This is a genomic window from Flavobacterium chungbukense (assembly GCF_020805785.1).
GTDB lineage: Bacteria > Bacteroidota > Bacteroidia > Flavobacteriales > Flavobacteriaceae > Flavobacterium > Flavobacterium chungbukense.
In genome coordinates, this window is the sequence record NZ_JAJGZV010000003.1 from 746,706 (window position 1) to 770,461 (window position 23,756).

The 23,756-nt window shown below is 35.0% G+C and carries 17 protein-coding genes; 13 read left to right on the forward strand and 4 right to left on the reverse strand.

Translation table 11 applies throughout. The features are described from left to right. Positions 1-18: 18 nt before the first annotated feature. The 7 genes from LL966_RS13495 (at position 19) to LL966_RS13525 (ending at position 15,051) form a co-directional block, all read left to right on the forward strand. Positions 19-2,418 (forward strand): glycoside hydrolase family 31 protein, encoded by a 2,400-nt coding sequence (locus LL966_RS13495; protein ID WP_229353934.1) that lies wholly within the window; start codon positions 19-21, stop codon positions 2,416-2,418. Positions 2,419-2,781: 363 nt separating this feature from the next. Further along, positions 2,782-4,788 (forward strand): glycoside hydrolase family 97 protein, encoded by a 2,007-nt coding sequence (locus tag LL966_RS13500; RefSeq protein ID WP_229353936.1) that lies wholly within the window; start codon positions 2,782-2,784, stop codon positions 4,786-4,788. 64 nt (positions 4,789-4,852) lie between these two features. Next, positions 4,853-6,424 carry a GH39 family glycosyl hydrolase gene (locus LL966_RS13505; RefSeq protein ID WP_229353938.1) on the forward strand — a complete coding sequence of 524 codons (1,572 nt, stop codon included), beginning with the start codon at positions 4,853-4,855 and terminating at the stop codon, positions 6,422-6,424. Positions 6,425-6,523: 99 nt separating this feature from the next. Then, a complete protein-coding gene (locus LL966_RS13510) occupies positions 6,524-8,761 on the forward strand; it encodes a glycoside hydrolase family 3 C-terminal domain-containing protein (protein ID WP_229353940.1) in 2,238 nt (745 codons plus the stop codon). Between the two features lie 93 nt (positions 8,762-8,854). Then, positions 8,855-10,354 carry a cellulase family glycosylhydrolase gene (locus LL966_RS13515; RefSeq protein ID WP_229353942.1) on the forward strand — a complete coding sequence of 500 codons (1,500 nt, stop codon included), beginning with the start codon at positions 8,855-8,857 and terminating at the stop codon, positions 10,352-10,354. Between the two features lie 115 nt (positions 10,355-10,469). Beyond that, the gene (locus tag LL966_RS13520) at positions 10,470-12,416 is read left to right on the forward strand and encodes a sialate O-acetylesterase (protein WP_229353944.1); all 1,947 of its coding nucleotides are present in this window, start codon (positions 10,470-10,472) and stop codon (positions 12,414-12,416) included. 226 nt (positions 12,417-12,642) lie between these two features. Further along, positions 12,643-15,051 (forward strand): glycoside hydrolase family 95 protein, encoded by a 2,409-nt coding sequence (locus LL966_RS13525; protein WP_229353946.1) that lies wholly within the window; start codon positions 12,643-12,645, stop codon positions 15,049-15,051. 185 nt (positions 15,052-15,236) lie between these two features. Here the strand turns inward: LL966_RS13525 and LL966_RS13530 are convergent, their stop codons facing one another. After that, positions 15,237-15,788 carry a CvpA family protein gene (locus LL966_RS13530; RefSeq protein WP_229353948.1) on the reverse strand — a complete coding sequence of 184 codons (552 nt, stop codon included), beginning with the start codon at positions 15,786-15,788 and terminating at the stop codon, positions 15,237-15,239. A 240-nt stretch (positions 15,789-16,028) separates the two neighbouring features. On the opposite strand from LL966_RS13530, the gene LL966_RS13535 reads away from it, so the two are divergent. The 4 genes from LL966_RS13535 (at position 16,029) to LL966_RS13550 (ending at position 18,600) form a co-directional block, all read left to right on the forward strand. Continuing rightward, positions 16,029-16,385 (forward strand): hypothetical protein, encoded by a 357-nt coding sequence (locus LL966_RS13535; RefSeq protein WP_111377556.1) that lies wholly within the window; start codon positions 16,029-16,031, stop codon positions 16,383-16,385. 173 nt (positions 16,386-16,558) lie between these two features. Next, entirely contained in the window at positions 16,559-17,008 is a 450-nt protein-coding gene (locus LL966_RS13540) for a hypothetical protein (protein WP_229354114.1), read from the forward strand. Between the two features lie 84 nt (positions 17,009-17,092). Next, positions 17,093-18,112 (forward strand): phenylalanine--tRNA ligase subunit alpha, encoded by a 1,020-nt coding sequence (locus LL966_RS13545; RefSeq protein ID WP_198855280.1) that lies wholly within the window; start codon positions 17,093-17,095, stop codon positions 18,110-18,112. An 80-nt stretch (positions 18,113-18,192) separates the two neighbouring features. Further along, positions 18,193-18,600: a hypothetical protein gene (locus tag LL966_RS13550; RefSeq protein WP_229353950.1), complete on the forward strand. Its 408-nt coding sequence runs from the start codon at positions 18,193-18,195 to the stop codon at positions 18,598-18,600. Positions 18,601-18,746: 146 nt separating this feature from the next. Here the strand turns inward: LL966_RS13550 and LL966_RS13555 are convergent, their stop codons facing one another. From LL966_RS13555 to LL966_RS13565, 3 genes are all read right to left on the reverse strand, one after another. After that, complete coding sequence (locus tag LL966_RS13555; protein ID WP_229353952.1) at positions 18,747-19,742, reverse strand: NAD(P)H-dependent glycerol-3-phosphate dehydrogenase; 996 nt, start codon at positions 19,740-19,742, stop codon at positions 18,747-18,749. Positions 19,743-20,095: 353 nt separating this feature from the next. Further along, entirely contained in the window at positions 20,096-21,253 is a 1,158-nt protein-coding gene (locus LL966_RS13560; protein WP_229353954.1) for an iron-containing alcohol dehydrogenase, read from the reverse strand. 189 nt (positions 21,254-21,442) lie between these two features. Then, the gene (locus tag LL966_RS13565) at positions 21,443-22,204 is read right to left on the reverse strand and encodes a type 1 glutamine amidotransferase domain-containing protein (protein ID WP_229353956.1); all 762 of its coding nucleotides are present in this window, start codon (positions 22,202-22,204) and stop codon (positions 21,443-21,445) included. Between the two features lie 85 nt (positions 22,205-22,289). Here LL966_RS13565 and LL966_RS13570 point away from each other — a divergent pair, with 85 nt between their 5' ends. Both LL966_RS13570 and LL966_RS13575 read left to right on the forward strand, forming a co-directional pair. Beyond that, positions 22,290-23,195 (forward strand): LysR family transcriptional regulator, encoded by a 906-nt coding sequence (locus LL966_RS13570; RefSeq protein WP_229353958.1) that lies wholly within the window; start codon positions 22,290-22,292, stop codon positions 23,193-23,195. A 79-nt stretch (positions 23,196-23,274) separates the two neighbouring features. Continuing rightward, the gene (locus LL966_RS13575; RefSeq protein WP_229353960.1) at positions 23,275-23,646 is read left to right on the forward strand and encodes a PKD domain-containing protein; all 372 of its coding nucleotides are present in this window, start codon (positions 23,275-23,277) and stop codon (positions 23,644-23,646) included. Positions 23,647-23,756: the final 110 nt, after the last annotated feature.

A 23,756-nucleotide genomic window follows, 5' to 3' on the forward strand; every position in this document is an offset into this window, starting at 1 on the left:
CATCTAGATTATTAACCAATGAAAAACTCAAAACTAACCGCATTATTTTCTGCTCTTATGTTTGGATTTTTGGCAGTTCCAAATGCTAATGCACAAATCCAAAATGCAGACGTATTAAATGCTCCAATAGATATCAGTAAGGATTTTCAGAATTATCTGAACACTTTTTATTTCGCAGACGAATTGGCTTCTTTTGATCCTGCAACGGGAAAAGGAACCATTAAATATCTGCGATACAATTATAAAACACGTCAGGCTTTCAACAACATGATGATGAAACCTGATGTGGAAAAAGCAAACGAATTTCCAACAACAGAATATGCAGAATCTCCTGTTTTGCCATTCGAAATTCAGTTTGTTTCAGATCGAACGGTTAGAATCAAAACTACTTCTGGACCGCAATTTCACCCAGAAAAAGAATCATTGATGTTGATTGACGGTGTTGCGCCAAATCACCCAGAATTATGGAAATATGCTAAAATCGAAGGCGGTCACAGTTATACAAGCAAACACGGGAAAGTTGAAATTTTGACAAAACCTTGGCACGTAAAAATCTACGATGAAAAGGGAAAACTGCTGACAAGTACACTTCACGATACCGATTTTAAAAACACATACACACCAACACTTCCCTTTTCTTACGTTCGCAGAAACAGCGATTATTCAAGAAGTATGGGCGCGGCTTTCAGCTTAGAACCAGATGAAAAAATATTTGGCTGCGGAGAATCATTCACGCAATTCAACAAACGCGGACAAAAAGTAGTTTTATGGACAGATGACGCCAACGGAATCCAAAATGAAACGATGTACAAACCTATTCCGTTTTACATGAGCAGCCGTGGTTATGGCGTTTTCATGCACCATTCAACACCAATTACAGTGGATTTCGGGAAATACTTTTCAAGTGCCAACGAAATGTACATTGGAGACGACGAAGCCGATTTGTTTTTCTTCATCGGAGAACCAAAAGATATCTTAGACCAATACACGAATTTGACTGGAAAAGCGGCTATGCCACCACTTTGGTCTTTCGGTTTCTGGATGAGTAGAATTACTTATTTTTCTGAAAAAGAAGGAAGAGAAGTAGCCAGAGATTTGCGTAAATACAAAATCCCAACCGATGTTATTCACTTTGATACAGGCTGGTTTGATGTAGATTGGAGAAACAACTACGAGTTTGCAAAATCTCGTTTCCCAGACGCTACAAAAATGATGTCTGATTTGAAGAAAGACGGTTTCCAAGTTTGTCTTTGGCAGTTGCCTTATTTCACGCCAAAGAATACTTTGTTCCCAGAAATCATGGATAAAAACTTAGCGGTAAGAGACAGAAAAGGAAATCTTCCATATGAAGATGCTGTTTTAGATTTCTCAAATCCTGAAACGGTAACTTGGTACCAAGGAAAATTGAAAAAATTATTTGATGAAGGCGTTGCAGTTTTCAAAGTAGATTTTGGAGAAGCTGCTCCGCCAGACGGAATTTATCATTCTGGTAGAACAGGTTTCTACGAACATAATTTATATCCGTTACGATACAATAAAGCAGTTGCAGAAATCACTCAAAAAGAAAAAGGATATACTTTAATCTGGGCAAGAAGTACATGGGCAGGATCACAACGTTACCCTTTACATTGGGGAGGAGACTCTGAAACTACAAACGGAGCGATGTCGGCAGAATTACGTGGTGGACTTTCTTTAGGATTAAGCGGATTCAGTTTTTGGAGTCATGATGTTGGAGGTTTCGCAACTAAATCTCCTGAGAACATTTACAGAAGATGGACACCTTTCGGAATGTTAACTTCACACGTAAGAAGCCACGGAGAACCGCCTCGTGAACCTTGGTTGTACAGCAAAGATTTCTTAGAAGGATTTAGAAAAGCTGATAATATGCGTTACGAATTAATGCCATATATCTACGCTCAGGCAAAAGAAAGTTCTCAAAAAGGTTTGCCAATGATGCGTGCTCTTTTTGTAGAATATCCAAACGATCCGGGCGCTTGGTTAGTCGACAATCAATATTTATTTGGATCAAGCATGTTGGTTGCACCGCTTTTTGAAGAAGTTGAAGAAAGAGACGTTTATCTTCCAGAAGGAACGTGGATCGATTACCAAACTAAAAAAGTGTACCAATCGGGCTGGCATAAAATTAAAGCGGGCGAAGTGCCAATTATCGTTTTAATTAAAGACGGAACTGCAATTCCCCATATCGGTTTAGCGCAGTCTACAAAAGATATGGATTGGAGCAAATTGACTTTGAAAGTGTATGCAAGTGATAAAACCACTTCGGCAACAGCCAAAGTATTTTTACCAGAAGGCGATGCAGTACAAGAAATAAAAGTGAATAAAACTGGCAACAATTTTGAAGTAGCTGCAAATCCACTAAACGGAAAAACCACTTTTAAAACCGAGTGGATTAAATAAATAAAATAGCCACTAATTACACGAATTTCCACGAATTGAATTGGTGATAATTGGTGCAATTCGTGGCAAAAAATAAAATATTTAAACACATAGAAACATAGGTTTTTGTTTGTGAATAAAAGGAAAATGGAAAGAAACTAGTTTCTCATACATAGAAACTATGTTTGTTTAAACAAGTGAAACGCCTTTTTTTAAGTTTCCAATAAGCTATGATTCTATGTGTTTAAAAAAGTTTAAGCCACAGATTAAAGGATTAAAAAGATTAAAATAAATCTGCAAAAATCTGCCAAATCTGCGAGAAAAAAATCCGCAAACAAAAAAATCCTTTTAATCTGTGGCAAAAAAAATATAATACCAAAAAACATGAAAAACTATCTAATTCTCCCAGCCGTATTGTTTTCGATAGCAATAGGCTACAGTCAAAAAACGAAAAGTGCTTACGAATTGGCATCGCCAAACGGAAAGAATAAAATCAAATTTGAGCTGGTAAAAAATGCTCCAAAATACGCAGTTTCTCACGGAAAGACAGAAGTAATTTCTCCGTCAGATATGGGATTTGTTTTAAAAGGAAACGAAGATTTAAGTTCAAACTTTGAAATAAAAGGAGCAAAAACTTCTACGTTTGACGAAACTTGGGAACAAGTTTGGGGAGAAAAGAAAAACATCAGAAATCACTACAATCAATTGGTAGTTGATTTACAGCAAAAGACTGGAAACAAAAGAAAATTACAAATTCAGTTTCGCGCTTTTGATGACGGAGTGGCTTTTAGATACGTTTATCCAAAACAAATTGTAAAAGACAGCATTTTCATCATGGATGAAAAAACGACTTTCAACTTAAAAGAAGACGGAAAAGCTTGGTGGATTCCGGCAAACAGAGAAAACCGTGACGAATATCTTTTTAAAGATGCGCCGGTAAGTACTTTGGATACCGTTTTAACTCCATTAACAATTGAAAGCAAAAGCGGATTAGCGTTGAGTTTTCACGAAGCAAACTTGATCGATTTTGCAAGTATGACTTTGGTAAACACAAAAGGAACAGAACTAAAATCAGATTTAGTGCCTTGGGCAGATGGAATAAAAGTTCGTGTAAAAGATACTTTCACTTCTTCTTGGAGAACACTTCAAATTGGAGAAAATCCGGGAGAATTAATTACTTCATATTTGGTTTTAAACTTAAACGAACCAAACAAATTAAAAAATACAAACAGCTATTTCAAACCTTATAAATATTTAGGAATCTGGTGGGGAATGCATATTGGGAAATACACTTTCTGGGAAAGTGACAAACAAGGTGCAACAACCAAAAATGCAGAAACGTATATTGACTTTACAGCAAAAGAAGGTTTCAACCATTTATTAATCGAAGGATGGAACAAAGGTTGGACGCCGGGTTGGTACGAAAACCGTATGCACATGTTCAGCTTCACGAAAAGTGCCGATAATTTCGATTTAGAAAAAGTAGTGGAATATGGAAAGAAAAAGAACATCGAATTAATCGGATACCACGAAACAGGTTCAAACTTAATTAACTACTTAAAAGAAGTTGACGAAGGTTTTGCTTTATACAAAAAACTAGGAATTCATACCGTAAAAATTGGTCACGTAGGTTCTAAATTGAATATGAAACAAATGCACTTCGGACAGTTTGGAGTAAACTATTTCAGATATATTTTAGAAAAAGCAGCGCAATACGATTTAGCCGTTTTATACCATGAATCTATAAAAGATACGGGAGAAAGAAGAACTTTTCCAAACATGGTTTCTAGAGAAGCAGCGCGCGGACAAGAATATAATGCTTGGAGCGAAGGAAATCCGCCAAACCATTTAAGTATAATTCCGTTTACAAGATTACTTTCTGGACCAATGGATTTTACACCTGGAATTTTTGATGTTGAGGTCAAACAAGGTTATCCAGGAAAAAGAATTCAGGGAACAGTTGGACAGCAATTGGCATTGTACGTTACGATTTATTCTCCAATTCAAATGTTAGCCGATCTTCCAGAAAATTACGAAGGAAAACCAGCTTTACAATTCTTAAAAGATGTTCCAACAGATTGGGAAGACACTAAAATCTTAGAAGGAAAAATTGGCGAATACATTACAACAGCAAGAAAAGATAGAAACAGCGCCGACTGGTATTTAGGAACTTTGACAAATGAAAAACCAAGAAATGTTGAGGTTTCATTATCATTTTTAGATCCAAAAGCGACTTACGAAGCACAGATTTATGTAGATGCTGAAGGAACAGATCAAACGCATAATCCAGAAGCAGTAGCAATTTCTAAGAAAACAGTAAAAGCTTCAGATAAATTACAATTGAAATTAGGTGGAGCTGGCGGTGGAGCAGTAAGATTCAAAAAAATATAACTATTAGATTTTAGTATCCTAACAGGTTTTCGAAACCTGTTAGGATAACCAAAACCATTTTCAGATGAAAAGAATTTTAATATTATTGATTTTAATTCATTCAATTCAAATCATTGGACAAAACAATAATGCTGAAAACCGAATCATAAAAGTAGATTTCAAAAAAGAAGCAGGAAAATTAAACACCATGTTCAAAGAATGCATTGGTGCCGGAAGAGCAAACGAAGGTTTGCGAGCCGACTGGCAGCAACAATTAGAATTGGTAAAAAGAGAATGCGATTTTAAATACATCCGCTTTCATGGTTTATTGTCAGATGATATGGCGGTTTATCGTGAAGACAACAAAGGAAATCCAGAATACAACTACCAATATGTAGACGTTTTGTTCGATTATATTGTGAGTCTTAAAATGAAACCTTTTGTAGAATTAGGTTTTATGCCAAATGCATTGGCAAGCGGAAAAGAAACGATTTTTTGGTGGAAAGGAAACGTAACACCTCCAAAAGATTATAAAAAATGGGAAGATTTGATTAAAAATCTAACTGCTCATTTTAAAGAACGTTACGGAGATGACGAAGTAAAAACATGGTACTTTGAAGTTTGGAATGAGCCTAACTTATCACCAGGTTTCTGGACAGGAACGCAGCAAGAATATTTTAAACTATACGATTATGCAGCCCGCGGTGTAAAAGCTGTAAATCCTGCATATAAAGTTGGCGGACCAGCAACGGCGGGTGCTGGATGGGTTCCGGAAACAATTGATTTTTGTGTGAAAAATAATGTGCCATTGGATTTTATTTCGACACATACTTATGGCGTAAATCAAGGATATTTGGATGAATTCGGAACTTCTGGAACAGTTTTGAGTCCAGACGTGAATAGTATCAACGGAGATGTTATAAATTCGCGTAAGCAGATTACCAATTCGGCTAAAGCAAATTTAGAATTGCATTATACAGAATGGAGTTCTTCTTACACGCCTGCAGATCCCATTCACGACAGTTATCATTCGGCAGCTTACATTCTGCAAAAACTCAAGCAAGTTGGCAATGCGGCAAACTCGATGTCATACTGGGTTTTTACCGATATTTTTGAAGAACCAGGACCAAGATTTACCCCTTTTCACGGTGGTTTTGGATTGTTGAATACGCAGGGAATCAAAAAGCCAGCTTATTTCTCTTATTATTTAATGAATAAATTAGGAGAAACAGAACTTCAAAATTCAGATAAAGCTTCGTGGACTTCCAAAAATGCAAAAGGCGATGTACAAGTTTTATTATGGGATTTTACGAATACGCACCCAGGCGATAAAGTTTGGAACCAAACTTATTACATTCAGGATCTTCCATCAAAAGAAAAAGGAAAAGTAAAAGTGGAGATTGATGGGATTCAGAAAGGAAAATATCTTTTAGAAATTTACAAAGTGGGTTATAAAGTAAATGACGCTTACGCAGATTATTTGGCGATGAATAAACCAAGTCAGCTAACCCGTGAACAAGTAAAATCCATAAAAGATAAAAATAATGGAGCGCCAATTTCAACAGAAAAAATTACAATTGACGCAAAAGGAACTTTCAGCAGAGAATTTAAAATCAATGAAAATGATGTTGTCATGCTGAATTTAATTAAACAATAATAGAGAGAAAAACCACTAGCATAAAAAAAGTATTAATGGTATTTAAAGACGATGTGTGAGGAATCAAAAATCTTTAAATCAAAAAACACCTAACTATCTATGAAAAACAAAATGATATTCCTTTCATCGGCTTTGGTTTTTGCATTGTTTACTTCATGTAAAAATGATGCACAAACTTTAGCGTCAAATTCGGCGCAGACAGAAGAATACGTTGGAAAAGAAATAGGAACAGAACATGATGCTGAAATCGACAAGTTGATTTCGCAAATGACATTAGAAGAAAAAATCGGAATGCTTCACGGGAACAGTATGTTTGCAAATGCAGGCGTAAAACGTTTAGGAATTCCAGAATTAAAAATGGCCGATGGTCCTTTGGGAGTTCGTGAAGAAATCTCTAGAGATAATTGGGCTCCAGCTGGATGGACAAACGATTTTGCAACGTATTATCCAGCAGGAGGTGCTTTGGCAGCAACTTGGAACGCAGAAATGGCTCATACTTTCGGCACCAGTTTAGGAGAAGAATTACGTGCAAGAGACAAAGACATGTTACTTTCGCCAGCTATCAATATGGTTAGAACACCGCTTGGAGGAAGAACTTACGAATACATGTCTGAAGATCCATTTTTGAACAAAAAAATCGCGGTGCCTTTGATCGTTGGTTTACAAGAAAAAGATGTAATGGCGTGTGTAAAACATTACGCAGCAAACAATCAGGAAACAAATCGTGATTTTGTAGATGTACAAATTGACGAGCGTACACTTCGCGAAATTTATCTTCCAGCTTTTGAAGCTTCAGTAAAAGAGGCAAAAGCATACAGTATAATGGGGGCTTACAATAAGTTCAGAGGCGAATATTTATGTGAAAACGATTATATGCTGAATAAAATCCTTCGTGATGAATGGGGATTTAAAGGAATCGTAGTTTCTGACTGGGCTGCGGTGCATTCTACAGCAAAATCTTTGAAAAATGGTTTAGATATTGAAATGGGAACACCAAAACCATTCAACGAATTTTTCTTAGCCGATAAATTAATTGCTGCTGTTAAATCTGGAGAAGTTTCAGAAAAAGAAATTGATTTGCATGTGAAACGAATTTTAAGAACATTATTTCAGGTAAAAGCAATGGGCGGCGGGACACGTGCAAAAGGAAGCATCGCAACCGAAGCACATTACCAAGATGCTTACAAAATTGCAGCAGAAGCAATTGTTTTGTTGAAAAACGAAAACAATGCATTGCCTTTAAAATTAGAAGGAGTAAAATCTATTGCTGTTATCGGAAACAATGCAACAAAGAAAAATGCTCTTGGCGGATTTGGAGCGGGTGTAAAAACAAAGAGAGAAGTTACACCTCTTGAAGGTCTTAAAAACAGATTGCCTTCATCAGTTAAAATCAATTATGCAGAAGGATATTTAGAGCGTTACGATAAGAAAAACAGAGGAAACTTAGGAAATATTACAGCTAATGGTCCAGTTACAATTGACGAATTAGATCCAGCAAAAGTTCAGGAAGCAGTTGATGCCGCTAAAAATTCAGATGTTGCAATCATTTTTGCGGGATCCAACCGTGATTACGAAACAGAAGCTTCTGACCGTAGAGATTTACACTTGCCTTTTGGACAAGAAGAATTAATTAGAAAAGTAACAGCTGCAAATCCAAAAACTATTGTAGTAATGATTGCTGGGGCTCCTTTTGATATTAATGAAGTTAGCCAGAAATCTTCTGCTTTAGTTTGGAGCTGGTTCAACGGTTCTGAAGGTGGAAATGCTTTGGCTGATGTGATTTTAGGAAAAGTAAATCCGTCAGGGAAATTACCTTGGACAATGCCTAAACAATTGAAAGATTCACCTGCGCATGCAACAAACAGTTTCCCTGGAGAAAAAGCGGTAAATTATGCTGAAGGAATCTTAATTGGATACCGTTGGTTTGATACTAAAAATGTTGCGCCATTATATCCTTTTGGTTACGGATTATCATACACGACTTTCGCGCTTGATAATGCAAAAGCAAATAAAGATTCGTACGCTCAAAACGATGTAATCGAAGTTACAGTTGACGTTAAAAACACTGGAAAAGTAGATGGAAAAGAAGTAGTTCAATTGTATACTTCAAAATCTGATTCTAAAATTACTCGTGCAGCGCAAGAACTAAAAGGTTTCAAAAAAGCAGATGTAAAAGCGGGAAGTTCAGAAAAAGTAACGATCAAAGTACCAGTAAAAGAATTGGCTTACTACGATGTTGCTGCTAAAAAATGGACAGTTGAACCTGGAAAATATACTATTAAGTTAGGAACTTCTTCTAGAGATATTAAAAAGGAAATTCAGGTAACAATTAAATAATTGTTATTGCTATAAAATAACCAAACCACCAACGCCAGCCATTCAAAGCTGGCGTTGATTTTAAAAACTTACAGTTAACTTAAACCAAACCAAATGAAAAAAACAATCAAAGATTACCTCTTGTCTATCGTTTTATGTTTTGCTTTTTTAGGCGTTTTAGCATGCAGTTCAGACAAAGAAGAAACTCCAGTAAGTATAAAAACGCTTGCTGCCAGTACAAATAAAATCGATTTTGAGAGTAAGGAAAATACAATTGAAATAACCATTACTTCGAATGCAACAAATTGGACTTTAAGCAATCCAGCAAGCTGGATAAAATTGAGTCAAGCGGTTGGAACTTCTGGAAGTACAATTGTTAAAATTACTGCTTCAGAAAACGCAAATACTGCAGTACGAAATGCCGTATTGACTTTAACTTCTACTGAAGGAAATGCTTCCGAAATTAAAGTTTCACAAGCGGCGGCTTTAGCGACAAGTTTGTATCCGAGTTACAATACCAATCCAATTGCGGCCGATGCTTCCGGAATGGGAAGTTCTGCAGTTGAATTGGCAGCAAAAATTAAATTAGGCTGGAATATCGGAAATACGTTGGAAGCAACTGGAGGCGAAACTGCTTGGGGAAATCCAAAAGTAACAAAAGCTTTAATTGATGCGGTAAAAGCAAACGGATTTAATGCGATCAGAATTCCGTGTTCTTGGAATCAGAATCTTGAAAATGCTGCAACAGCAAAAATCAAAGTAGATTGGTTGAACCGAGTGAAAGAAGTAGTACAATATTGTGTAGACAATGATATGTATGTTGTAGTAAACATTCACTGGGACGGCGGCTGGCTGGAAAACAATATTACCGAAGCCAAAAAAGTAGAAAACAATGCGAAACAAAAAGCATTCTGGGAACAAATTGCAACACATTTAAGAGGTTTCGATGAACATTTACTTTTTGCAAGCGCCAACGAACCAGCGGTTGAAGATGCTGCTCAAATGGCCGTTTTAACTTCTTATCACCAGACTTTTATTGATGCCGTGCGTTCTACAGGAGGAAAAAATGCAACACGTGTTTTAGTAGTTCAAGGACCAACAACAGATATAGAAAAAACAAACAAATTAATGACTACATTGCCAACAGATAAAGTTACAGGCAGAATGATGGTCGAAGTACATTATTATTCTCCTTGGAATTTTGCTGGTTTAACCAAAGACGAAACTTGGGGTAAAATGTTCTATTATTGGGGAGCAGGATTTCATTCTACAACCGATACAGAACGAAATGCAACTTGGGGAGAAGAGGCCGATTTAGAAAAGAATTTCAAATTGATGAAAACCCAATTTGTAGACAAAGGAATTCCGGTTTTATTGGGAGAATTTGGAGCAATAAGAAGAACAACTTTAACGGGAGATGCTTTAACTTTACATTTAAACTCAAGAGCCTATTATTTAAAAACGGTAGTCAAAACGGCAAAAGCAAACGGACTATTACCTTTTTATTGGGACGAAGGAAGTCTAGGAAACAACGGTTTCGGAATCATAAATAGAACCAATAATACCGTCTTCGATACACAAGCTTTAAACGCTTTAATAGATGGATTAAAGTAAAAAAATAAGGTTAAAACCATATAAGTGATATAAGTAAATTTAAGCACAATGCGGAATAAAAACTTAAAATAACTTATATCACTTATATGGTTTAAAAATAATTAAATTAGAAAAAATGAAAAAAAGTTTATTGTTTATTTTTCTATTTATTAGTGTTTTAGCTAATGCTAATGTGAGAATGCCTTTAATATTCTCTGACGGAATGGTATTGCAACGCAACAAAGAAATTCCAGTTTGGGGTTTTGCGGATGCTAATGAAAGTGTAGAAGTTCATTTCAACAAACAAATTAAGAAAACGCAAGCCGATAAAAACGGAAAATGGACGGTAAATTTAAGTCCAGAAAAAGCAAGCGGACCATTTGAATTGGTTATCATCGGAAAAAATAAAATTACCATCAAAAATGTTTTGGTTGGCGAAGTTTGGATTTGCAGCGGACAATCGAATATGGAATTTCAGGTTTTCAAAACGATGAATTCTGAAAAAGAAATCAGCAGCGCAGATTACCCAATGATTCGTCATTTTGGTGTTGCCCAAGATTTAAGTGGCACTCCAAAAGACGATTTAAAACAAGGAAAATGGGAAGTGGCCAACAAAGAAAATGTAGGCAATTTTACAGCAGTTGGCTATTATTTTGCCAGAAAACTATATTCAGAACTAAAAATCCCAATCGGAATCATCAATACTTCTTGGGGCGGAACCAATGTAGAAACTTGGACAAGCCGTGAAGCTTTTGAAAACAGTTCCGATTTTAAAGCCATGATTGCCGACGTTCCAACCGTAGATATCAATGCTATTTTTGAAACCTATAAAAAATCGGTTTTAGACAATTTGAAAAAAGTACAAGGTTTTGATGTTTCGATGGAAAACGAAGAGCAATTTAAAAACCCAAACTTCCAAGATAAAAACTGGCCAGAAATAAAAGTGCCTTCACTTTGGGAAAACCAGCAAATTGGCAATATCGACGGAATTGTCTGGATGCGCAAAACCATTATTTTAACCGCAGAACAAGCCAAAAAAGAAGCCACTTTGCATTTAGCAAAAGTCGATGACGAAGACAAAACTTATGTGAATGGTGTTGAAGTTGGAACTAACAATTTTTGGGATGCTAAAAGAGTTTATAAAATTCCTGCAAATGTCTTAAAAGAAGGAACAAACGTAATCGCAGTGAGAATTACAGATTACAGTGGCGGCGGCGGAATTTACGGTGATGCAGCCGATTTAAAAATTGATTTTAAAGATTCAAATTTACCGTTAGAAGGGCTTTGGAAATTCAACGTTATCAAAGTAAGAATCGAAGTTTCACCAAACAGTTATCCATCATTACTGTACAATGCCATGGTTAACCCTTTAGTTCCATATGCGATGCAAGGCGTTTTGTGGTATCAAGGTGAAGCGAATGTTTGGAGAGCGGCAGAATACAAAAAGTCATTTCCATTAATGATCAACGATTGGAGAACCAAATTCAAACAAGGAGACTTTCCTTTCTATTTCGTTCAATTATCGACTTTCGACGAATTTGGAGGAAACAGCCAAAAAGGAAGCCGTTGGGCAGAACTTCGCGAAGCACAATCTGAAACGCTTAAACTAAAGAATACAGGAATGGCCGTTACTACAGATATTGGTAACGCAAAAGACATTCACCCAACCAATAAACAAGATATTGGTTTGCGTTTGGCAGCAACAGCGTTAAACAATATTTACGGCAAAAAACAAGTTTACAGCGGTCCGACTTATAAATCTCAGGAAATAAAAGGAAACCAAATTATCCTCACTTTCGATAATATCGGAAGCGGATTATCAACTCCAAATAACGTTGAATTAAAAGGTTTTGAAATTGCAGGCGCTGACAAAGTTTTTCATTCCGCGAAAGCCATAATTAAAGACAACAAAATAATTGTTTCAAGCGATAAAGTTCAAAATCCTGTAGCAGTGCATTACGGCTGGGCAGACGATGATACGGCAATTAATCTTTTCAATAAAGAAAAATTTCCCGCATCGCCATTTAGAACCGATAATTGGGAAATGCTAACGGCGAATGAGAAGTATAAAGTGAGTAAATAGTTTTAGTTCTTAGTGAATAGTAATTAGTCCTTAGTAACTAGTTTTTAAATGGTGAAGTAAAAGGTAATTTAAACGGTTTTCGAAACTTGTTTGGATGTAAAATAAATTAAAAATGTTCCGTTAGGAACAATTCGTCGGTAGCAACGGATGCAATCCGTTGATAAAAAATCAACATTGTAATTATGTTCCATTGGAACATTTGATCGGTAACAAAAAAGGCATCAAAATGAATTCAGCTCTCATAAAAAAAACATTTCTCTTCTTACTTCTCACATCTTACTATACAACCATTTCGGCGCAGTCCAAAAATGTTTTATGGTACAAACAACCCGCAGAATTCTTTGAAGAAAGCTTGGTTTTAGGAAACGGAAAAATGGGAGCGACGGTTTTTGGAGGTTCCAATTCAGACAAAATTTATTTGAATGACATTACGCTTTGGTCGGGCGAACCCGTAAATGCCAATATGAACCCAGAAGCATACAAAAACATTCCAGCAATTCGTGAAGCTTTACAAAACGAAAACTACAAACTGGCAGAAGAACTCAATAAAAAAGTTCAGGGGAAAAATTCCGAATCGTACGCGCCTTTAGGAACATTAGAAATCAATAATTCCGAAAAAGGAAAAGCGGTAAATTATCATAGAGAATTAGATATTTCAAACGCTATTTCAAAAGTAAGTTACGAAATGGCGGGTATCAAATATACACGAGAATATTTCGTTTCAGCTCCAGATAAGGTTATGATTATCAAATTGACTGCCGATCAAAAAGGAGCTTTAAATTTCGATATTAATCTAAAAAGCCTTTTACAATCAAATGTTGAAGTGCGAAATAATATTTTGGTAATTAAAGGTTCTGCGCCAATTCATGAAAACGCAGGATATAATGTTGTGCCAAAATACCTGAATTTAAAAGATAGAGGAACACGATTTACAGGTTTAGTACAAATTAAAAAAACAGACGGAAAAATTACGAGTTCCAGAGAAACCTTAACTTTAAAAGATGCGACCGAAGCGATTATTTTTGTTTCTGTTGCAACAAGTTTTAATGGTTTTGATAAAAATCCAGCATCAGAAGGTTTAGACGATGTTTCAATTGCTTTACAAAATTTGAACAATGCCTACGCAAAACCATTCGATAAACTTAAAGAATCTCACATTGCCGATTATCAAAAATTCTTCAATCGTGTCCATTTAGATTTAGGAAAAACAACCGCTCCAGATTTTCCAACGGATGAACGTTTATTGCGTTACGCCGACGGAAAAGAAGATAAAAATCTCGAAATTCTCTATTTCAATTACGGACGTTATTTATTAATTAGTTCTTCCAGAACTTTGGGCGTTCCGGCCAATTTACAAGGACTTTGGAATCCGCATTTAAATCCGCCTTGGAGCAGTAATTATACAATGAATATCAATCTGGAAGAAAATTATTGGCTCGCAGAAAACACCAATCTCTCCGAAATGCATTCGTCACTTTTGAGCTTTATTAAAAATCTTTCGGTAACCGGAAAAGTTACAGCAAAGACTTTTTACGGAGTTGATAAAGGGTGGGCGGCAGCGCACAATTCAGATATCTGGGCAATGACCAATCCGGTTGGACAGTTTGGAAAAGAAGATCCAATGTGGGCTTGCTGGCCGTTGGCAGGCGCTTGGCTGAGTACTCATATTTGGGAACATTATATTTTTAGTCAAGATTTATCTTATTTAAAAAAAGAAGGTTATCCATTAATGAAAGGTGCGTCTGAATTTTGTTTGGGCTGGTTGGTTACCGATAAAAACGGGAATTTAATTACATCGCCATCGACTTCGCCAGAAAATCAATATAAATTGGCAGATGGTTTTGTAGGTGCAACACTTTATGGCGGAACTGCTGATTTGGCCATGATCCGCGAATGTTTTGATAAAACCATAAAAGCGTCAAAAGTGCTGAATACTGATGCCGATTTCAGAAAAAAACTGGAAACAGCACTTTCAAAATTGTATCCGTATCAAATTGGTAAAAAAGGAAATCTGCAGGAATGGTATTTTGATTGGGATGATAAAGACCCGAAACATAGACATCAATCACAGTTATTCGGACTTTTCCCTGGCGATCATATTACGCCTTTAAAAACGCATGATTTAGCGGAAGCTTCAAAGAAAACTTTAGAAATAAAAGGCGACGAAACTACTGGCTGGTCAAAAGGATGGAGGATCAATCTTTGGGCAAGACTTTGGGACGGAAACCGCGCTTATAAAATGTTCCGAGAATTACTTCGCTACGTTGATCCCGACGGAAAGAAAACAGATAAACCAAGAAGAGGAGGAGGAACATATCCAAATTTATTCGACGCGCATCCGCCATTTCAAATTGATGGCAATTTTGGAGGAGCTGCAGCCGTTGCTGAAATGCTGGTTCAGTCAAATGAAAATGAAATTCGATTACTTCCTGCTTTACCAGACGCTTGGTCAGAAGGTTCTGTAAAAGGAATATGTGCAAGAGGGGGATTTGAAATTGAAATGACGTGGAATGATAAAAAACCTGAAAAAGTGATTATTTCCTCTAAAAATGGAGGAAAAACAACTTTGATTTTCGGCGATAAAAAACAAGAAATTGTTTTGAAAAAAGGAGAAAGTATAGAAATCAAGTTTTAGAAAAGCTTCGGAGAAGCGAAATATTTATAGAAATTTAATAATCAAAACAAAAAGAGCTCCAGCGGAGCGACATATAAATGATTTAAAATCTAAATATGTCGCTCCGCTGGAGCTCTTTTATATCTTGAACGCTTGTTTTTTTTCTATAAATATTTCGCTTCTCCGAAGCTTTTTTATATTTGAATTTATTTTTTTTCAGATTCAGAAGTTTCTTTTTCTTCATCTTTTTGAGTATGTTCTTTTTTAAAAGTATAGTACCATTTTTCAATCGACGGATATACAAATGCAGCAACTTTCTTTACTGGATTATAAAAAATGTAACTATCTAAAGTTTCCTCTTTAGCGAAAGTATTATTGAAATTGATTTTCTCAAATAAAGCGATAAAAATACTTAGAATAAGAATCGTTTTTAAAACTCTGAAAAATCCGCCTCCGAGTTTATTCATCCATCCCAGCATGGCAAAATCTGCAATTCCGGTTAATATTTTGGCAAGGAAATAAACTCCAATCACCACTAAAATAAAAGTCAATATAAAAGCCGTAATCTGAATATTAGTTGGGTTCCAAGAAACATGTTTTGAAATTATTCCTGTCATTAACGAAGAAAATTTAATAGCAAGATAAATTCCTAATAACAACGAAACAAAAGAAGCGACTTCCACAAAAAGTCCATTTTTAATGCCTTTGTATAAACTAAAAGCCAAAAGCGCGGCAACAATAATATCAAAAAAACTCATGTTTGGTTTAATGTTTAATGAGGCGCAAAGATATGTTTTTTTTGAGGTTCAGAGATTCAAAGTGACAAAGAGACAAAGGTTTTTAGGGCTTTCTTTTTTCTGTGTATTTATTTTTAGGTGTAATGTATTGAACTATGTATCTTTGCAAATCAAAATTTAGAGTTCAGATTGCGATTCTGCCCCCTTCAGAATTGGATTTTCAGCAATCTAAAATCTAAAGCAACAATCTAAAATCATATAATGTCTAGAGATACACAATTAAAAGAGCGATGGGAAAAGCTCGTTGATATACTTTCCAATCAATTTTCGCAAGGCGAAGATCTAGATTTGGATGCCATAATTTACCTAATCGGAGTTCAAGAATACGGAAAAGTGCACCGCGAATACAAAAAAGACGAAAAACTGAATTTAATGCACATTGCAATCTGTCGATTGCTAGAACCATACGGATTTTATGAATTCGAATATTTCGACGATGAAGGCTGGCCTCATTACAAAGTAAAAGAAAATTTACCGCCGTTAAAAGCCGGTGAACAATCGGTTTTAATGAAAGAAGCGATTGTGAGTTATTTTTTAGAAAGAAAACTTATTGAATAGATTTTTTTTTAAGTGTTCAGTATTCAGTTGACTAGTGTTCAGCGCTGTAAACGGAATACTGAACACTAAAAACCTGACCACAGACCACTAAAAAAATGTGCAGATACGCTATGACATCTTATAAACCTCATTATGCTTGTTTTAATTGTCGAAAGACCTTTAAAAGAAGATTGATGGTTGATGTGAAAAAAGGAGAAACATCGGTTTTTGAAGCCAAATGTCCGCAATGCGGTGAATTTATGGCCAATATGGGACTAGATTTTGAATCGCCTAAGAAAGACGATGTCAAAAAGTGGGAACATATTAAAAGTTTATTTTCTGTAGGTATTACGTTTCACTCCTGCGGTTGTAGTGGGCCGGGCTATATTCCAAATTCAAAAGAAAAATTAGTGGAGTATTTTGAAGGGATAAAAAAAAGATATCTTGAAAATATGGGGTTTTGGCGCAGTAGAATTGAACCAACAAATAAACAAGAACGAGAACGGGATTTAAATAAAAACTGGCATAAATTAAGCAGTATTTCTCCTAATTACAAAAAAGAAATAGTAACCAATCAGGAAGGTTTAGATTATTGGCATGTAAAGGTTAAACAAGTTGAAGAAAAGTTAAATCTGATAAAATAATTTACAGAAAACCTAAAACTGCGACGGTGACCGTACACTTTCAACTAAAAACACTAAATTTGTACTCTCAATTATCGAAGGAAAATGATAGATAAGATAAAACAACATATAGAGGAAGCTAAAGCCTTTAATGAGAAAAATAAAGAATCGTTAGAACAATTCCGTATTAAATATTTAGGAAGTAAAGGTTTGCTGAAAGAACTTTTTACTGAATTTAAAAATATTCCAAATGACCAGAAAAAAGATTTTGGACAAGTAATCAATACTTTAAAAGCGGTTGCTGAAGAAAAAGTTAGAGTTATTCAGGAAGAACTAGAAAGCAAAGAAGAGTCAAAAGGAATTTTTGGAGACCTAACTCGTGCGGCAGAACCAGTGATTATTGGTTCTCGTCATCCAATTTCTATCGTTAAAAATCAGATTATAGATATTTTTGCCAATATCGGATTCAACGTTTCTGAAGGACCAGAAATCGAAGATGACTGGCATAATTTTACAGCATTGAATTTGCCAGAATATCATCCGGCACGTGATATGCAGGATACGTTTTTCATTCAAACCAATCCAGATGTTTTGTTGCGTACGCATACATCATCAGTTCAGGTGCGTTATATGGAAAATCATAAACCGCCAATTCGTACGATTTCTCCAGGACGTGTGTTTCGTAATGAAGCGATTTCATCTCGTTCGCATTGTATTTTCCATCAAGTGGAAGGATTGTACATTGACAAAGATGTGTCTTTCGCCGATTTAAAACAGACTTTGCTTTATTTCACTAAAGAAATGTTTGGAAAATCTAAGATTCGTCTTCGTCCATCTTATTTTCCATTTACAGAACCAAGTGCCGAAATTGATATTTATTGGGGTTTAAAAACTGAAACCGATTACCGTATCACTAAAGGAACAGGCTGGTTAGAAATTGGAGGTTGCGGAATGGTAGATCCAAACGTTTTGAAAAACTGTGATATTAATCCTGATGAATATAATGGTTTTGCTTTTGGAATGGGAGTAGAACGTATTGCAATGCTTTTATACCAAATTGGAGATATTCGTATGTTTTATGAAAACGATGTTCGTTTCTTAGAGCAGTTTAAAGCAAATATTTAAAAATAAAGTTATTAGTAAATAGTGATTAGTGAGAAGCTTTCTTTCTAATCACTATTTACTTTTTACTAATTACTAAGATTATGAAAAAAGATATAGTAATTCCAGAAGTCGAAAATGTATTTCTTGCTGCAGTGCAGGAATGGAGCGACGATTTTATGGAAAAAGTGTGGTACGCTTATTTAGTAAATGACAGTGATTTTAATCTAGATAGCGTTATGGTAGTTTCAAAAGCATTTGGAACTATTGATGGAGAAATGAAAAAGACTTCAATCTTGCGTCATGCATTTGTTGAGGTTCCTTCTGTTTCTGTTGTGAAAATAGAATTGGTCGAAAAAAGCCTTTTACCGCTTAATAATGAGTTTATGGTAACTTTCTTCATCGGAAATACTTTATACGATAAGAAGTTTATTTTTAAAGCCAATTCGCTTGACGAAAATAAAACGGAAGAAGTGCCGATTTTGTTTGTGGATGGGGTTATGGTGAAGTAGAGTTTTAAAGAGGAAAGAAGCAAGAGGAAAGCCTAGATTTAAATAATAAAGAAGAAAGAGCCAAAACTGAAATTCAGTTTGGCTCTTTTTTTATCTCAATACAGAAGTCTTTTTTCTTGCTTCTTGTCTCTTTTTACTAAAAAAACTTAATCCAAAGATTCAGTCAACTTTCTGAAAACAGATTTTGCATCTTTTCCTTCATACAGAACAGCATAAACTGCGTCGATAATTGGCGTTTTAGCTCCGTATCCTTGATTTAGTTTATAAGCACTTTTTGTAGCATAATAACCTTCTGCAACCATACTCATTTCCATCATGGCACTTTTTACGGTGTAGCCTTTTCCGATCATATTTCCGAACATTCTATTTCTAGAGAAAACAGAATATCCTGTCACTAATAAATCGCCCAAATAAGCCGAATCGTTAATGTTACGCTTCATTTTATGTACTTTTCTAATGAATTTCTTCATTTCGCGAATCGCATTACTCATCAAAACGGATTGAAAGTTATCGCCATAACCTAAACCATGAGCAATTCCGGCAGCGATAGAATAAATATTTTTTAGCATTGCAGCATATTCAGTTCCGATAATATCGTCTGAAATTTTTGCTTTAATATAATTTCCAGAAAGTGTTTTAGCCACCATTTTTGCTTTATCTGGATCGCCGCAAGCAATAGTTAGATAAGAAAGTCTTTCTAATGCCACTTCTTCTGCGTGACATGGACCAGTAATTACTCCGATATTGTAGTATGGAATATCATATTCGATATGAAAATGTTCGCCAACAATTAAACTAGTTTCAGGAACAATTCCCTTAATGGCAGAAAAAATAATTTTATCTGCTAAAGAAACCGTCATATTTTTTAATTCGGCATCTAAGAAAGCAGATGGAATCGCAAAAATGATGTAATCTGCATATTCTATCGCTTCGTTTATATTATTAGTTAATTTGAGTTTATTGGTGTCAAATTCAACCGAACTTAAATAGTTTGGATTGTGTTTGTATTTCTGAATATGTTCGATTGCCGAATCATTACGCATGTACCAAGCAATTTCTGAAAGATTAACGCATAACATTTTCGCAATTGCCGTTGCCCAGCTTCCACCACCAATCACTGCAAATTTTAATTTTTCGCTCATTATTTTAATAATTTAAAACAAAAGTACTTAATAATGTGCTAATAAAGCAAAACCTCATTTAAGAATTTTGAAAAAACCCTTAAAATACAGTGGCTTTCAAGAGTTTTGGAGATTTAAAATATATTTTGCAATGGCTCACAATAAAATCATTTCGCTTACGTTATAACACTTTATAAATTAGAGTTTTAATGAATTTAGAAGGAATTGAGTTAGTTAGTTTTGTTTTAGTATTTTAAAAAGGCGTTCCTAAATTTATTAAGAACGCCTTTTTTTATGAAATTCCAATAAAAAAATTCCAAATTCCAATATACTAAGATTGGAATTTGGAATTTTAAAAATTTGGAATTTATCTTTTAATAACTAAGTTCCACAATAGATTTTACTTTATCTAAAGTTACTAATTGATTTTCTCCTAAACCTTTCCAGCCTCTTTCATCAAAGCGATTTACGATAAAATCTGCTGTATTCGAATAGTCTTTTGTATATTGAGAAAGTTTGGTATCCATTCCCATTGTATGGAAAAATTCAACGGTTTTGTTAATTGCTTCTTTTGCAACTTCGTCATCAGAACCGGTTAAGTTAAAAATACGTCTTCCGTATTGCGCTAATTTTCCTTTTTTGGTTTCGAACATTACAGTATACAAACTTGGACCAATAATAGCCAAAGTTCTAGCATGATCAATTTCGTATAGAGCAGTTAATTCATGACCAATCATGTGTGTTGCCCAATCGCTAGGAACACCTTTCTGAATTAATCCGTTCAAAGCCATGGTACAGCTCCACATAAAATTAGAGGCCAAAGTATAATTTGTCGGATCTTGTACAACTCCAGGACCAACTTGAATTAAAGTCTGCAAAATTCCTTCTGCAATTCTGTCTTGCAAAAAAGCATCGGTTGGATAGGTTAAATATTGTTCCATAACGTGCGTGTACGCATCTACAACACCATTTTCAAGTTGTCTTTTGGGTAAAGAAGCAATTACTGTTGGATCACAAATTGAGAATTGTGGAAACAGAGCGCTTCCGCCAGAAGATAATTTTTCTTGAGTTGCCTCAATCGTTACTACATATCCAGAATTCATTTCGCTTCCTGTTGCTGGAAGTGTTAAAATAGTTCCGAACGGTAAAGCGTTTTCTTTAATTAATAATCTTTTTTGAAGGATATCAATCGGATTTCCTTCAAAATTAACAGCTCCAGAAATAAATTTAACACCGTCAATTACAGATCCACCACCAACTGCTAGAATAAAATCGATTTTTTCTGTTTTGATAACTTCAACAGCTTTCATCAAAGTTTCGAATCTTGGATTCGGTTCGATTCCACCAAATTCTACAATTTCAAAACCTTTTAAATTTTGGATTACCTGATCGTAAATTCCGTTTTTGAAAATACTTCCACCGCCATAAGCCAACAATATTTTAGCATTTTTTGGAACTAAAGTCGGAAGTTTTTCAATTTGTCCTTTTCCGAAGATCAAATTCGTCGGATTGTATAATTCAAAGTTTAGCATTTTTTTTAAGGTTCTAAGATGCTATCCCGAAACTTCGGGACTGACGTTCTAAGTTTTTTTTTGAACTTATTTAGTAAACTTAGCATCGTTGTTATTTAATTTTTTTATTAATTAATGGATAAGAGATTGAGTTTTTAAGTACAAAGAGAAAACCTTAGTACCTTAGCAACTCAGTCCCTTAGTGCCTTTTTAATTCAATTTCTTTAGCAATTTTCCAGCTACCAATTTAGAAGATGCAGGGTTTTGTCCTGTAATTAGAAGTCCGTCTTCAACAGCATACGGTTGCCAGTTTGGTCCTTTAGAAAAAATTCCTCCGTTTGATGCCAAAGAATCTTCCAATAAAAACGGAACTACTTTTGTTAAACCAACAGCTTCTTCCTCATCATTAGTAAAACCAGTAATTTTTTTACCTTTTACCAAATATTGACCATTTACTTTTACATTTTTCAAGACGGCAGGAGCGTGACAAACAAATGCAACTGGTTTGTTATGAGTATAAAAAGATTCAATTAAAGCAATTGAACTCCTGTCTTCAACCAAATCCCAAAGCGGACCATGACCTCCTGGATAAAATACTGCGTCATAATCTTTTTGATCAACCGTCGAAAGTTTTAAAGTATTTTTTAATTTTTCCTGTAATACTTTATCAGCATCAAAACGTTTGGTATCTTCTGTTGCCGAAGCTGGATCGGCACTTTTTGGATCAATTGGCGGTTGTCCTCCAAGCGGAGAGGCAATTGTGATTTCAACGCCTTGATCTAGTAATTCATAATAAGGTGCAGCAAGTTCTTCTGACCAAAATCCTGTTTTTTCTCCTGTATTGCCCAGTTTATCATTGCTGGTAACAACAAATAAGACCTTTTTCATACTTTTTTTATTAGACTTTTGAGCCTCAGCTGAAAAGCTTACGGCTGTAAATGCAGTTATTGCGAATAGTGTTATTTTCTTCATAAGATTAAATTTTCAACAAATTTACGGCTTATGTGATATCAGTAAAAATAAAATAAACTATGTTTGTTATAAATAAATTTATATCATGGTAAATCTAGAATGGTACAGAACTTTTAAAGCAGTTTACAAAAACGGTAATTTTTCAGTGGCTGCGAAGGAATTATTTATGAGTCAGCCCGCGGTTAGTCAGCAAATTTCAATGCTTGAGGCACACGTTGGAAATAAATTATTTAACCGAAAGTCGAAAGGAGTTGAGCCGACTGAATATGCTAAGTTACTAAATAATTTAATAATAGACGCATTGGAAAGGCTTGAAAATGTGGAAACTAGCTTTAGAACAAAAGCTGAAGATGCCAATCGATTAATTTCGGTTGGAATTTCAAAACATCTTTTTGACTGTGTTGGCGATATTCTTATTTCTAAATTTGATTTAATCGATTTTACTTTCGCAGAAAATGAGGAGCTTTTTGCCTTGGTAGATGCTAAAAAACTTGATTTTGCGATTACAACAAAAAGGTTCGATACTTTTGATACTACTTACGAAATTGTTGGAAAAATTAAATTGATATTGGTCGCTCCAACAAGTCTAGATATAACAGAATTTCGCCAAAGATTAAAAGCAGACAATTACACAGAAATAGAGCAATGGCTTAATGGTCAAAAATGGTACAGCCATGATGCGCGTATTCCGCACATAAAGGTATTTTGGCTACATGCTTTTAATAAAAAAAGACCTTCGATGGTGCCCAATTATATTATTCCTTCCGAATTTGAAATGCTTAGACTTCTGGCTAAAAATGAAGGTGTTGCAGCAACTTGGAATTGTAATGCTAGAAAATTGATAAAAGAAAATAAATTGCAGCTGGTTTGGAATAGTTTTCATGTTCCAGAAGAATTTGTGTATTTATTGACATCCAAAAACACTAATACCAATTCGTTTTTCGAAATTATTGCTAAAGAATTAAAACTCTTTTTTGGGAATAGATTGTAATAAGTAAAGTCCTGCATTTTGTTTTTTATGTGAGAAAAAGATTTATTTTTGTGTATAACTAATATTAAATCAATTATTTATGAAAAATATTAAAAGAATTTCTGGAATTGTTATTATGGCTTTTTTGTCCTTTTCTTGCAGTAAAAGCGATGATGCTGCAATAGTTGATTGTTTTGGTGATTCAATCTTAACTGAATTAAAACATTCGGCAGACGGAACAAATTCTAAGATTATTAAGTACTCCATTCAATACAGTGGAAGCAATACTGTAACCTCTGTAAAATGGACTTTTGGCGACGGAACTCCTGCGCAAACTGTAAGTAGCGCTACTGGCGAAGTTTCTCATACGTATAGCGCTGCGGGAACATTTGAGGTTAAAGCTGATGTAACACTTTCAAAAGGTGGAGGAAGCTGTACTGTTAGTCCAAAGAAAAGTGTAACAGTGAACTAAAATACCACAAGTAAAAAATAGTAATGAGGACCAACTTTGTAATTTATTGCACAAGCATAGATTACAAAGTTGGTCCTCATTCGTTATATTTGTTCGATACGATTTTTGAT

Excerpts from the sequence above, each read along its gene's own strand:
- LL966_RS13550 (WP_229353950.1), top strand. The coding sequence starts at position 18,193 with ATGAAAAAAGATATAGTAATTCCAGAAGTCGAAAATGTATTTCTTGCT.
- LL966_RS13560 (WP_229353954.1), bottom strand. The coding sequence starts at position 21,253 with ATGCTAAACTTTGAATTATACAATCCGACGAATTTGATCTTCGGAAAA.
- LL966_RS13540 (WP_229354114.1), top strand. The coding sequence starts at position 16,559 with ATGGTTGATGTGAAAAAAGGAGAAACATCGGTTTTTGAAGCCAAATGT.
- LL966_RS13505 (WP_229353938.1), top strand. The coding sequence starts at position 4,853 with ATGAAAAGAATTTTAATATTATTGATTTTAATTCATTCAATTCAAATC.
- LL966_RS13495 (WP_229353934.1), top strand. The coding sequence starts at position 19 with ATGAAAAACTCAAAACTAACCGCATTATTTTCTGCTCTTATGTTTGGA.
- LL966_RS13525 (WP_229353946.1), top strand. The coding sequence starts at position 12,643 with ATGAATTCAGCTCTCATAAAAAAAACATTTCTCTTCTTACTTCTCACA.
- LL966_RS13565 (WP_229353956.1), bottom strand. The coding sequence starts at position 22,204 with ATGAAGAAAATAACACTATTCGCAATAACTGCATTTACAGCCGTAAGC.
- LL966_RS13555 (WP_229353952.1), bottom strand. The coding sequence starts at position 19,742 with ATGAGCGAAAAATTAAAATTTGCAGTGATTGGTGGTGGAAGCTGGGCA.
- LL966_RS13520 (WP_229353944.1), top strand. The coding sequence starts at position 10,470 with ATGAAAAAAAGTTTATTGTTTATTTTTCTATTTATTAGTGTTTTAGCT.
- LL966_RS13530 (WP_229353948.1), bottom strand. The coding sequence starts at position 15,788 with ATGAGTTTTTTTGATATTATTGTTGCCGCGCTTTTGGCTTTTAGTTTA.
- LL966_RS13535 (WP_111377556.1), top strand. The coding sequence starts at position 16,029 with ATGTCTAGAGATACACAATTAAAAGAGCGATGGGAAAAGCTCGTTGAT.
- LL966_RS13545 (WP_198855280.1), top strand. The coding sequence starts at position 17,093 with ATGATAGATAAGATAAAACAACATATAGAGGAAGCTAAAGCCTTTAAT.
- LL966_RS13515 (WP_229353942.1), top strand. The coding sequence starts at position 8,855 with ATGAAAAAAACAATCAAAGATTACCTCTTGTCTATCGTTTTATGTTTT.
- LL966_RS13570 (WP_229353958.1), top strand. The coding sequence starts at position 22,290 with ATGGTAAATCTAGAATGGTACAGAACTTTTAAAGCAGTTTACAAAAAC.
- LL966_RS13575 (WP_229353960.1), top strand. The coding sequence starts at position 23,275 with ATGAAAAATATTAAAAGAATTTCTGGAATTGTTATTATGGCTTTTTTG.
- LL966_RS13510 (WP_229353940.1), top strand. The coding sequence starts at position 6,524 with ATGAAAAACAAAATGATATTCCTTTCATCGGCTTTGGTTTTTGCATTG.
- LL966_RS13500 (WP_229353936.1), top strand. The coding sequence starts at position 2,782 with ATGAAAAACTATCTAATTCTCCCAGCCGTATTGTTTTCGATAGCAATA.